The sequence below is a fragment of the Corynebacterium sp. A21 genome (genome assembly GCF_052266655.1).
Classification (GTDB): Bacteria; Actinomycetota; Actinomycetes; order Mycobacteriales; family Mycobacteriaceae; genus Corynebacterium.
The window spans coordinates 1-12,667 of sequence record NZ_JBQPQY010000004.1; the positions used below are offsets into that span (position 1 = coordinate 1).

A 12,667-nucleotide genomic window follows, 5' to 3' on the forward strand; every position below is an offset into this window, starting at 1 on the left:
GCCACGCTATAAACAAACCATGTTTATGTGTGTTATCGGCCAATTAGTACCGGTCACCTCCACACCTCACAGTGCTTCCAGATCCGGCCTATCAACCCCATAATCTCTAGGGAGCCTCAAACGAAACCTCATCTCAAAACAGGCTTCCCGCTTAGATGCTTTCAGCGGTTATCCCTCCCGTACGTAGCCAACCAGCCCTGCCCCTGGCGGAACAACTGGCACACTAGAGGTACGTCCGTCCCGGTCCTCTCGTACTAGGGACAGCCTTCTTCAAGTTTCAACGCGCACGGCGGATAGAGACCGAACTGTCTCACGACGTTCTAAACCCAGCTCGCGTGCCGCTTTAATGGGCGAACAGCCCAACCCTTGGGACCTACTCCAGCCCCAGGATGCGACGAGCCGACATCGAGGTGCCAAACCATCCCGTCGATATGGACTCTTGGGGAAGATCAGCCTGTTATCCCCGGGGTACCTTTTATCCGTTGAGCGACACCACATCCACAAGTAGGTGCCGGATCACTAGTCCCGACTTTCGTCCCTGCTCGAGTTGTCACTCTCACAGTCAAGCTCCCTTGTGCACTTACACTCACCACCTGATTACCAACCAGGCTGAGGAAACCTTTGGGCGCCTCCGTTACCATTTAGGAGGCAACCGCCCCAGTTAAACTACCCACCAGGCACTGTCCCCAACCCAGATCATGGGCCAAAGTTAGACATCCAATCCGATCAGAGTGGTATTTCAACAACGACTCCCACACAACTAGCGCCATGTGATCAACGTCTCCCACCTATCCTACACAAACCGAATCGAACACCAATACCAAGCTATAGTGAAGGTCCCGGGGTCTTTTCGTCCTGCCGCGCGTAACGAGCATCTTTACTCGTACTGCAATTTCACCGGGCCTGTGGTTGAGACAGCAGGGAAGTCGTTACGCCATTCGTGCAGGTCGGAACTTACCCGACAAGGAATTTCGCTACCTTAGGATGGTTATAGTTACCACCGCCGTTTACTGGGGCTTAAATTCTCAGCTTCGCCTTTAACAGCTAACCGGTCCTCTTAACCTTCCAGCACCGGGCAGGCGTCAGTCCGTATACATCAACTTCCACGTCTTCGCACGGACCTGTGTTTTTAATAAACAGTCGCTTCCCTCTATTCTCTGCGACCACCACCAGCTCCCACCGTAAAGATGTTCACCAGCAATGGCCCCCCTTCTCCCGAAGTTACGGGGGCATTTTGCCGAGTTCCTTAACCACAGTTCACCCGAACGCCTTAGTATTCTCTACCTGACTACCTGTGTCGGTTTAGGGTACGGGCCGAATGTGCACTCGCTAGAGGCTTTTCTCGACAGTACAGGATCACCCACATCACCCCGAAGGGCTACGCATCACGCCTCAGACATCATGACGGGCGGATTTGCCTACCCATCGTCCTACACGCTTACACCACAATCCAATAAGTGGCAAGGCTACCTCACTGCGTCACCCCATCACTTAGCTACTACCAGATCAGGCCCCACGCACTCCCACAACAACCACATCAAAGATGCTTATGCCATGCTCGTAGATGGTTAGTATCACTGATTCACCATGGACGCACACACACGGGTACGGGAATATCAACCCGTTATCCATCGACTACGCCTGACGGCCTCGCCTTAGGCCCCGACTCACCCTGGGAAGACGAACTTGACCCAGGAACCCTTAGTCATCCGGCGGATGAGATTCTCACTCATCAATTCGTTACTCATGCCTGCATTCTCACTCGCGCACGTACNCGGCCTCGCCTTAGGCCCCGACTCACCCTGGGAAGACGAACTTGACCCAGGAACCCTTAGTCATCCGGCGGATGAGATTCTCACTCATCAATTCGTTACTCATGCCTGCATTCTCACTCGCGCACAGTCCACACCCGGTCACCCAGACGCTTCACCCCATGCACGACGCTCCCCTACCCAACAAACATCAAAATGCTTATTGCCGCGGCTTCGGTGGTGTACTTGAGCCCCACTACATTGTCGGCGCAGAACCACTCGACCAGTGAGCTATTACGCACTCTTTCAAGGATGGCTGCTTCTAAGCCAACCTCCTGGCTGTCTTCGCGATCCCACATCCTTTTCCACTTAGTACACCCTTAGGGACCTTAACCGGCGATCTGGGCTGTTTCCCTCTCGACTATGAAGCTTATCCCCCACAGTCTCACTGCTGCGCTAACTATACCGGCATTCGGAGTTTGGCTGACGTCGCTAAGATTGTAGTCCCGCTCAACCAACCAGTAGCTCTACCTCCGGCAAGCACCACACAACGCTGCACCTAAATGCATTTCGGGGAGAACCAGCTATCACGGAGTTTGATTGGCCTTTCACCCCTACCCACAACTCATCCCCTCAGTTTTCAACCTAAGTGGGTTCGCGCCTCCACAAAGTCTTACCTCTGCTTCACACTGGCCATGGGTAGATCACCCCGCTTCGGGTCCAGGACATGCCACTAACACACCCTCGTTAGGATTCGCTTTCGCTACGACTACCCCACAACACGGGTTAACCTCGCGACATGCCGCTGACTCGCAGGCTCATTCTTCAAAAGGCACGCCATCACACCACAAGGATGCTCTGACGGATTGTAAGCACACGGTTTCAGGTACTATTTCACTCCCCTCCCGGGGTACTTTTCACCATTCCCTCACGGTACTAATCCGCTATCGGTCACACTGAGTATTCAGGCTTACCGGGTGGTCCCGGCAGATTCACAGCAGATTCCACGAGCCCGCTGCTACTCGGGAAACACAAAACACGCCGCATGATGTCTTCGCGTACAGGACTCTCACCTACTCCGGTAGGCCATCCCAAACCACTTCCACTGACACCACACACCCATGCGCCAGGCTGGTAGACCCGACAATCATGCTCCCACAACCCCCACAATGCAACCCCTACCAGGTATCACACATCACAGGTTTAGCCAATAATCCACTTTCGCTCGCCGCTACTCACGGAATCACTATTGTTTTCTTCTCCTACGGGTACTGAGATGTTTCACTTCCCCGCGTAACCCCCACACAGGCTATGAATTCACCTGCGGGTGACCGCCCATAACGACAGCCGGGTTTCCCCATTCGGACATCCTCGGATCAACGCTCAGTTGGCAGCTCCCCGAGGCATAACGCAGCCTCACACGTCCTTCATCGGCTCAGTATGCCAAGGCATCCACCGTGTGCCCTTAAAAAACACACACAAAACTTACATCACGCTACAAACGCGATGAAATTGCTTACAAACAACAAAAATAAAGATGCTCGCGTCCACTATACAGTTCTCACACAACACACCACCACCACCCACACACCCACCACAACAGCAGACGCATCAATGATCATGATCAGTCAAGGAACAACAATGCTGTCCCAGACACCCAATAGCATGCCACCCACCAGACCCGTCGGACCTGTTCACATGGAATATTTCTCATTCATCGACCCACACCCCTTGGGGGTGTGGGAGTCATCTCCACCCGATTAGTTTCGTCGGCGTGCCCCACACTCGGGAGCCACAAACCAACACACCAGGAAACGCAACACAGTCACGCCCTGGGATTTATTTAAAGCTCCTTAGAAAGGAGGTGATCCAGCCGCACCTTCCGGTACGGCTACCTTGTTACGACTTCGTCCCAATCGCCGATCCCACCTTCGACAGCTCCCCCCTTACGGTTGGGCCACTGGCTTCGGGTGTTACCAACTTTCATGACGTGACGGGCGGTGTGTACAAGGCCCGGGAACGTATTCACCGCAGCGTTGCTGATCTGCGATTACTAGCGACTCCGACTTCATGGGGTCGAGTTGCAGACCCCAATCCGAACTGAGGCCGGCTTTGAAGGATTAGCGCACTCTCACGAGTTGGCAACCTGCTGTACCGACCATTGTAGCATGTGTGAAGCCCTGGACATAAGGGGCATGATGATTTGACGTCATCCCCACCTTCCTCCGAGTTGACCCCGGCAGTTTCTCATGAGTTCCCACCATAACGTGCTGGCAACATAAGACAAGGGTTGCGCTCGTTGCGGGACTTAACCCAACATCTCACGACACGAGCTGACGACAACCATGCACCACCTGTATACCGACCACAAGGGAAAACGTATCTCTACGCCGATCCGGTACATGTCAAGCCCAGGTAAGGTTCTTCGCGTTGCATCGAATTAATCCACATGCTCCGCCGCTTGTGCGGGCCCCCGTCAATTCCTTTGAGTTTTAGCCTTGCGGCCGTACTCCCCAGGCGGGGCGCTTAATGCGTTAGCTACGGCACAGAAGACGTGGAAGCCCCCTACACCTAGCGCCCACCGTTTACGGCATGGACTACCAGGGTATCTAATCCTGTTCGCTACCCATGCTTTCGCTCCTCAGCGTCAGTAACTGCCCAGAGACCTGCCTTCGCCATTGGTGTTCCTCCTGATATCTGCGCATATCACCGCTACACCAGGAATTCCAGTCTCCCCTACAGCACTCAAGTTATGCCCGTATCGCCTGCACGCCCGGAGTTAAGCCCCGGAATTTCACAGACGACGCGACAAACCACCTACGAGCTCTTTACGCCCAGTAATTCCGGACAACGCTCGCACCCTACGTATTACCGCGGCTGCTGGCACGTAGTTAGCCGGTGCTTCTTATCCAGGTACCGTCAATTTCTCTTCGTCCCTAGCGAAAGGAGTTTACAACCCGAAGGCCGTCATCCCCCACGCGGCGTCGCTGCATCAGGCTTGCGCCCATTGTGCAATATTCCCCACTGCTGCCTCCCGTAGGAGTCTGGGCCGTATCTCAGTCCCAATGTGGCCGTCCACCCTCTCAGGCCGGCTACCCGTCGACGCCTTGGTAGGCCATTACCCCACCAACAAGCTGATAGGCCGCGAGCTCATCCTGCACCGATAAATCTTTCCACCACACCCCAACAGTGCAGTCCTATCCGGTATTAGACCCAGTTTCCCAAGCTTATCCCGAAGTGCAGGGCAGATCACCCACGTGTTACTCACCCGTTCGCCACTCATCCACCCAGCAAGCTGGGCATCAGCGTTCGACTTGCATGTGTTAAGCACGCCGCCAGCGTTCGTCCTGAGCCAGGATCAAACTCTCCATAAAAGACAACCAACACCCCACCAAAGCAGAGCGCCGATCAATCAGACTGAAAAGCCCGACAACCTGACAAACAAACCCACAACCACCACACCCCAAAGAGCACGATGATCGCTGGCAAAATCCATCAAAAAACATCTCATCAACACCAGGCCCCCTCAATCCCGACGGGGAAAAAACCAGGACCCAGCTTTTCATCGTTGACCATACCGTCCAACACCACCCACCAAAGCAGGCAGCACCGCATTATTTACAGTGGACACACGATCAGCATCCACCCGGCATGACCCACCCACCACCACACCCACACCCCGAAAGGCCAGGCCGGTCGCAAGCACGACAAACAAAAAATATATATGGCACACTATTGAGTTCTCACACAACACAACCACCCGCACCACCAACACCACACACAACATGCGACACCAGCAACACCAGCAGCTCGTTAATTATCCCGCCAGCGCCTGTTCTCCTACCGCCACACAAGAAACACATCGTGCTCCGGGGCGTTGTCGGTCTCGCTGACTCACATAAATATACTCACACCCACCCCAAACAACAAAACGCCTGGTAGATAGCTGTTCTTGCACCACGTAGATGAATGATCGATGAACGGTCAGTGCAACCAGACCGTGATCACCACCAAAAAGCGCAGCTGTTCGCCACCCATGACTGGTGTTTGACCACGCTCGGCAAGATCAAGGTGAACACCAGGTACTGGAGTGCAATCAGCCCGAGCACTCCGGGACCGCTGACTTCATCCCGGAAGTACAGCGCCAGGAGAATGATCCTGGCGGCGATGAAGGCCCTCGGCACCCACCAGGTTCCGTTTCGATCCACCAACGCAAGTAGTACGGTTCAGCACCGGCGGCGGCAGCGGTGCAGTTATAAGCAGTAAGCCCACCATCGTGGTGGCTGATTCATTTTTGGCGATCCAGATATAGAGGCCGCCACCTACAGCCACCATCACTGGCCCACTCAGACTAAGAGGTAACTGGCCCTGTTTATTCCGTGCCCAGTGTGCGCGACCACGATTCAACGCCGGGTAGTCCCGGAAGGTCGAACCGAGATTGATCAGGCAGCTCAACAATATGAGAGGGAAGACCCAGCGCTGCCAGCCCTCGTTCCCCATCATCGTCCCATCCCGAAGACGAACCCGATCAGGATGTAGGGGGCAGCACCAGGTGCCTGAAGAGGTTCAGCTCGTTGGCTTTCCTCCCCGCTCCTCGGCAAGCACGGGCTACTCACGCAGATTGATGATGCTGCGTCGGCCAATCGGGATCCCCTCCCGACGCAGTTCCGGTCCGCCTCCTCGGTGGGCCCGTTGATGCTCACGCGATAGAACTACTCGCATTTCCGCACACCCAATCCGAGATAGCACTCATCCAGTAGGAGCAGCCCGCATCTCATCCCAACTCGGGTGGCGGAGCATCAATACCCGCGAGCATGGTGCGGTCCAACAACCTCGGATTGTCGAAAGGGCCCGAATCGAAGACCACAGGTCACCGTTGTCTTGCAATTGACCCGCAACAGCAGTGGTTTTGCTGGCGCCGTTGGCGCCGCTCAGTCCCTGGATGAGTCACGGTTTCCAACGAGAAGCTCAGGTCCCGGCGCACCTCCCGGGATTTCGGGTAACCGATGCGGAGCACGGGGCTCCTATCTATCGGCGAATGCGCGGGTATCTGGGGTGATGCGGGCACCGCTTGCGGCGTGGACCAGGCGGTGTTGAATATAGAGGCCGATGAGGCAGAAGATGGCACCGACCACGGCGGTGAGAATCAGGCCCGATTGCGTCGGGTTTTCCAGCAGGTTCGCGCTGGGAAGGATGATCATCGGGCCGGATCCCCCGATCAGTCCCGCGCCGAGGGCATTACCAGTGCCACCGGCGGAGACAACCCAGAGACTCAAGCCCGCCAATAACGCGGCCAGTCCCGGGGCAGCCGCTACCGCCCGGTGCAGGACGTCCCAGTCCACCGCATTCCATAGGGCCAGCACCGCCAGAACGGCCAGCGCGATCAGCAAGCCCAGAATCGGGGCCAGCACGGCGATCGGAGTGACCGCCCGGGACCAGGACCGGCGCGGTAGCCCGAGGGACTGCCAGGTCGCCAGAGACGCGGTGCCAGCCTGTATTTCCATCACCGGGACATAAAACAGCCCGAACAGGCCAACAGCCAGCAACAGCGTCCACAGCAGTGTCCCGCGATAAGGCTCGGCGAAACCCAACACGAGTCCCAGCACCAGCCCGAGGGGAACGGTCCAGCGCAGCATCGGCACCAGCAGCAGGCGTCGGATCATCCCGCCGGTCTTCGCGGGCCCGACCACGCCGGCGGCACCGGCGCTCCGCCGCTCAACCTTGATCGAACTCAGCGTGATCGCAATATCGGTGCCCAGCGCCGCAAGGGCCACCACCAGCGCCCAGATCCAACCGCCGCCGCTCAAGCCGGGCAGCGTGACCGCACCAGCGACCACGAGCACCGGAACGCTAATGACCAGCTGCTGCCGGATGGCAACCCCGCGGGTGAACCCGAGCGTGCGGTAGATGCGTCGATCCCGGGCCAGCTGCGACACCAATAATATGAAGAGTACGAAGAAGCTGGCCAGCTTCATGAAGTCACCGTTCGTGCCCGCAATGAGCGCGAACCAGGGCACCATCACAAAAAGCAGCAGCAGGATCGCCCAGAGTCGTTCCACACTCCGCACCTGGAACCAGGCCAGTTGCCATGAAGGTTTCACGCTTGTCATTTCAGGCTCCTTCCAGCAGTGCGGTGATGACCTCGTCCAGGTCGGCAGGTTCCACAGCCAAGCTACGCTTATCGACGCCCGTCAGACCCGCCCGCGGCACCAGTGCCCGGGCTCGGCCGGCGACCTCGGTGCGAGCCAGCGTGACGCCGATATCCGGTAGGTGGGCGCCGGAGACGGTCACATAGGCATCATCGAGTTCCTCGGCTCCCAGGTGATGGTGGACCCGGCCATCACGGCCGAGGATGAGGAAGGTATCCAGCAGCTTCGTTGATTCCTCGATGTGGTGGGTGGCCAGCATTACGGTGCGCGGTTGCTGGTCCATCTCCCGCAGCAGCGCGGCATAGAAGACCCCGCGATTGTGGACGTCCAGGCCCAGGTAGGGCTCATCCAAGAGGGTCAACGGGGCGCGGGCGGCGAGCCCGACGATGATGCCGACCATGCTGCGCTGACCGCGGGAGAGTTTCGCGTACTTGGTGCGCACATCGAGCTCGCATTCTACGATCAACTCATCGGCGGTGGGTTGGTGCCAGCCCGGGTAGCGACCTGCGGCAGCCGCAAAGATGGTGTCCGGACGCCAACCGGCTGGGAACGGGACGTCGATACCCGCGTAAACCACCCGGTCCATCACTGCGGCGTTGTCGAAGGGAGGCTGACCGAAGACCCGGGCTTCTCCAGCTGAGTGTGGGATCTGCCCGGTCAGAATGCTCAGTAACGTTGACTTGCCGGTTCCGTTGCGGCCCAGCAGACCGTGCAGCTGCCCCTCGGCCAGCTCAAAGTCGAGTCCGTTCAGGACCTTCTTGTTCTTGTAATTCTTATGCAGACCACGGGCTGCCACCACCGGGGAATCAGATTCATGCTCGTCCCTCATTGATATAGTCCTCGACTTTCTCCGACGGCGTCGATGAGGTCATGGATCTCGGCCCGGCCGAGACCCAGCTTGATGGCTTCATCGATGAGTGGCGCCAGGTAACTGGCGGCAAACTCATCACGGCGGCGCGACATGATCAGCGCACGCGCTTCTCCGGTGACGAACATCCCCAGTCCGCGACGTTTCTCCAGGACTCCAATCTCGGTGAGCAGGGCGAGCCCCTTCCTCGCGGTCGCGGGGTTGATGTTATGGAAGGCCGCCAGCTCATTCGTCGAGGGCGCCTGTGCCCCGGAACGCAGTGATTCATCAACGATCGAGTCCTCGATGAGCATGGCGATCTGCCGGTACAACGGTGCGGCCGTCTCATCCATCCGCCCCTCCCCAGCTAGTTGGTTAGTTACTTGTGTGACTAACTATATGGCCATTGTTGACATGATGCTTAGCGCAGTGAAATCCCCGCTTCTTCAGCACCCCGCGCTGAACAGCCGAAACACCGCCCAACATCGACGTATTGCTGCAAGGTAAGGCATGCTTGTGAGTGACAACTTTTTGAGACAACGTAAATGAACGGAAATTAGGAGCCATGCTTGAACGAACACAGGTTTTTGTTGACACCTCCTACCTATTGGCTAGCTTTTATAATTCCTGGGAGACCGGCGCCCGGGCCCAATTAGAAATTGACCTTCCCGAGGTCGTTGCGGTCCTCGGGAGCATGATTACCAACCAGCTCGACCAACCGATTCACCGTCAGTTCTGGTACGACGGCATCCCTGATTCCGGCCCGCATCGTTATCAACGTGCCCTGCGCACCTGCGATGGCGTGTTGCTGCGGGCGGGGCAACTTATCGAGTGGGGTGATCGCCGCACCCAGAAGGCAGTGGATACCCGGCTCGTGGTGGACATGGTCCTGGCGGCCGTGCGTCAGCAGTGCTCCGATATTGTCCTGGTCTCCGGCGATGCCGATATGATTCCCGGCGTCCAGGAAGCCACGAATGCCGGCATCCGGGTCCACCTTTATGGCTTCGGCTGGGACTCCATGTCTTCGGCATTGCGGCATGCCTGTGATACCACCACCATCCTGGATCCCCGGGAGGACTTCGCCGAGTGCATGCAATTGCAGGTACTGGAGGGCCCTGTTCCGCCCACGGTGCGTACCAAGCCCATCGGAGATGCCGAACCGCTGGATGATCCCAGCCCGACCACCGTGCCGAGCAGCGCGCTACGCCCCACGGCACCGCCTGCGGCAACCAGCACCCCCGCTGAGACCACCGGGAACACCGTGGCGGAGCCGGCTGAAGAAGTCGCCGAGCCAGTGACTCCGGTACCGGTGCCCGGAAACAGGCCCACCCCCAACATCCTGGCTTCCCCCGATCACACAGAGGTAGCATCTCCGGACAGCTCGCCCTGCGTCGCCGCTGATGCCGGCAGCGTCGATGAAGAAGCGGCGAACTCCACCGCGCAGTTCCCACCGACGACTCCGACCGCCCGCGGCGAGGCTGAGCCGCAGTACCCGGTGGATTCCTGGCCGGAGCCCGCCGAAGAGGGCGTCGATAAGCAGGAGGACTCCGCGGTGGAGGCCGAGGCCCGGAAGATCGCCAAGCCGGGTGGTCCGCCGAAACCCTCGATGATGGCGCCGCGCCGCAAGCTCCGTTCGCGTTATGTGCCCTTGCCCAATGAGGTGTGGGCCTCCGATGGCTCACAGACACCTTTTGATGTGGGCCAGCAGTACGCCTCCTGGTGGTATGACAATGCCGCCACCCTGGAGCAGCGAGATCAGGCGCATCTCCTCTCCGGCGGCGGCCTGCCCCCGGAGATTGATCGTCCCTTGCTGCAGTTCGCCTGCGAGACCCTCCACGAGTACACGCTGAGTGAGGCTCAGCGGGTGAACCTCCGGGATGGTTTTCATGCGGGCATCCGTGGCGTACTACTCCACCGGCCATAGCACCGCCAAAGCTGTAAACGCAGACAGCTCAGCCCCGACCTGGCATTCCCGGTCGGGGCTGAGCCATGCGGGGGAGAAGGGTTCTACTTCTCCGCTTCCCCGTTCTGAGGTGCTTCAGTCTTCGGGGCTTCAGCCGTAGCGGTCTCCGCATGCTCGATCTCGGCATCCACCGGTTCGGTGCTGGCGGAATCCTTCGCGGCCCCCGCGGTCAGCTCGTTCCCGCCAGCCATCTGCGCCCGGATCTCCGCGAGACGGGCGGAGGCCTTCATGTCAGTGCCGGCGGACTGGATCTCGGCCATACGATCGCTGACCGAGTGCTGGGTCAGCTCCTGGGCCCCGAGAGCATCCGCGTAACGACGCTCGATCTTCTCCCGCACCCCGTCCAGGGTAGGCACGGAGTCATCCGGCTGCAGGGCGTTCATCGAATCCATCGCCTTCGCGGAGGTCTCCTGCATCTGCGCCTGATCGGCCTGTGCGCGGAGCTGATCGATCTGGCCGAGCTGCTCCTTGAGGCGCATCTCGGATTCCTTCTGCTGCTGCTGCGCCTGCTCCGCGGCAGCGCCGGCCTGAGCGTGGAGCTGCTTGGATTCCTCGACCTGCTGCTCGACGGCAACCAACTGGGTAGCGAAGACCTCAGCGGTATTGTTGAACTGAGTGGCCTTCTCCGTGTCTCCGCCGGCTGCCGCCTGATCCGCGGCGTTGAGCGCCTGACGGGTCTTGTCCTGCAGATCACCCTGCGACTTGAGCAGACGATCCAGCTTCATCTCCAACTGCTTCTTATTACCGATGATGCTGGCGGCATGCTCAGTGATCTGTCGGTGCTGCTTCTTAGCGGCCTCGGTGGCCTGCTGGATCTGGACCTTCGGGTCCGCGTTCTCGTCGATCTTCGAGTCCAGCGAAGCCGTGAGGTACTTCCAACCCTTACTGAATGGATTTGCCATGATGTTGTCTTGACTCACTTTCTCGGAAACCGGGAACGGCATTGATTCCTAGGGTACTGCGATATGTCCCGCTCCGCCGTGGTTTCGCGCTCACCCCGACGCCGTACCCTGTGCCATTCTTCCTCCCCGGCCGCACCCGGCACCTCCGGAAAGCACAATGGCCCGACACCCGGTGATCTGGGTATCGGGCCTGGTGGCAGTTCAGCTTCCGGGCTTAGGCGTTGTCCTGATCCGCGGCATCGGCGGCGGCGTTGGACTCCGCAACCTGGCGGCGAACCTCAGTCATATCCAGGTCCTTGATCTGGACGATCAGGTCTTCCAGCGCGCGCGGCGGGAGAGCACCGGCCTCGCGGTAAACCATGATGCCGTCGCGGAAGACCATCAGCGTCGGAATCGCCTGGATCTCCAGGGCCGCAGCCAGATTCTGGTTGGCCTCGGTGTCCAGCTTCGCGAAGACAGCGTCCCCGTGGTTCTCCGAAGACTTCTCATAAGTCGGGGCGAAAGCCTTGCAGGGGCCGCACCAGGAAGCCCAGGCATCAACCAGCACAATGCCCTCGCCCGTAACGGTCTGCTCAAATGTGTCTTCAGTTACATCAATCGTTGCCATGGGAAAGCTCCTTGGTTCTGTTTGTATGGTCTCTAAAGGACCACCATTCACGGTCTCAGTCGGAACAACGCCAACGGGCGCTACTTCATTCCCGCTGCACCGGCAACCGCCGGTGAGTTCCGCACTGCCCCCAGGGTACGGAAACCCCGTACCGGCGCACACCATCAGACCACCGCAGCAGGTGGGCCGCGGCATAATCGCTCGGCACAACAAAAGGAAACCACAATGACCAAAAACTATGTAGTTGAAGGTATGACCTGCGATCACTGCACCTCAGCCGTGACCCAGGAGATCAGCCAGGTGGAAGGCACGCAGGGTGTCGACATCGATCTGGCCACCGGCAACGTCGCCGTCACCGGCGAGGGATTCAGCGATGAGTCCATCGCCGCGGCAGTGGCCGAAGCCGGCTATCTGGTCCGCCTGTAGGCCCCCACCCACCTCACTTCCC

The 12,667-nt window shown here is 58.7% G+C and carries 7 protein-coding genes, 2 rRNA genes and 2 pseudogenes; 3 read left to right on the top strand and 8 right to left on the bottom strand.

The genetic code is table 11. From position 1 onward, the window contains the following. Window positions 1-22 precede the first annotated feature (22 nt). From ACTU46_RS08090 to ACTU46_RS08115, 6 genes are all read right to left on the bottom strand, one after another. Window positions 23-3,230 (bottom strand): 23S ribosomal RNA (locus tag ACTU46_RS08090). 378 nt (window positions 3,231-3,608) lie between these two features. After that, window positions 3,609-5,125, bottom strand: a 16S ribosomal RNA gene (locus ACTU46_RS08095). The 16S and 23S rRNA genes sit together here, the layout of an rRNA operon. A 630-nt stretch (window positions 5,126-5,755) precedes the next feature. Further along, window positions 5,756-5,959: a hypothetical protein gene (locus ACTU46_RS08100; RefSeq protein WP_443380758.1), complete on the bottom strand. Its 204-nt coding sequence runs from the start codon at window positions 5,957-5,959 to the stop codon at window positions 5,756-5,758. An 816-nt stretch (window positions 5,960-6,775) separates the two neighbouring features. Next, window positions 6,776-7,861, bottom strand: coding sequence for a hypothetical protein (locus tag ACTU46_RS08105; RefSeq protein WP_443380759.1), 1,086 nt, complete (start codon window positions 7,859-7,861; stop codon window positions 6,776-6,778). A 1-nt stretch (window position 7,862) separates the two neighbouring features. Beyond that, window positions 7,863-8,729: an ATP-binding cassette domain-containing protein gene (locus ACTU46_RS08110; RefSeq protein WP_443380761.1), complete on the bottom strand. Its 867-nt coding sequence runs from the start codon at window positions 8,727-8,729 to the stop codon at window positions 7,863-7,865. Continuing rightward, entirely contained in the window at window positions 8,726-9,100 is a 375-nt protein-coding gene (locus ACTU46_RS08115; protein WP_443380763.1) for a GntR family transcriptional regulator, read from the bottom strand. The genes ACTU46_RS08110 and ACTU46_RS08115 overlap by 4 nt, the downstream gene beginning before the upstream one ends. Before the next feature lie 212 nt (window positions 9,101-9,312). On the opposite strand from ACTU46_RS08115, the pseudogene ACTU46_RS08120 reads away from it, so the two are divergent. Both ACTU46_RS08120 and ACTU46_RS08125 read left to right on the top strand, forming a co-directional pair. Next, a pseudogene (locus ACTU46_RS08120) lies at window positions 9,313-9,883 on the top strand (NYN domain-containing protein); the annotation flags it as partial. Window positions 9,884-10,296: 413 nt separating this feature from the next. Then, window positions 10,297-10,671: pseudogene (locus ACTU46_RS08125) on the top strand (NYN domain-containing protein); the annotation flags it as partial. An 83-nt stretch (window positions 10,672-10,754) separates the two neighbouring features. On the opposite strand, the gene ACTU46_RS08130 reads toward ACTU46_RS08125, so the two are convergent. Together ACTU46_RS08130 and ACTU46_RS08135 are read right to left on the bottom strand one after the other, a co-directional pair. Then, window positions 10,755-11,612, bottom strand: coding sequence for a PspA/IM30 family protein (locus ACTU46_RS08130; protein WP_443380765.1), 858 nt, complete (start codon window positions 11,610-11,612; stop codon window positions 10,755-10,757). A 214-nt stretch (window positions 11,613-11,826) separates the two neighbouring features. Beyond that, window positions 11,827-12,219: a thioredoxin family protein gene (locus tag ACTU46_RS08135; RefSeq protein WP_443380767.1), complete on the bottom strand. Its 393-nt coding sequence runs from the start codon at window positions 12,217-12,219 to the stop codon at window positions 11,827-11,829. Window positions 12,220-12,444: 225 nt separating this feature from the next. On the opposite strand from ACTU46_RS08135, the gene ACTU46_RS08140 reads away from it, so the two are divergent. After that, window positions 12,445-12,645 (top strand): heavy-metal-associated domain-containing protein, encoded by a 201-nt coding sequence (locus ACTU46_RS08140; protein ID WP_443380769.1) that lies wholly within the window; start codon window positions 12,445-12,447, stop codon window positions 12,643-12,645. Window positions 12,646-12,667 lie beyond the last annotated feature (22 nt).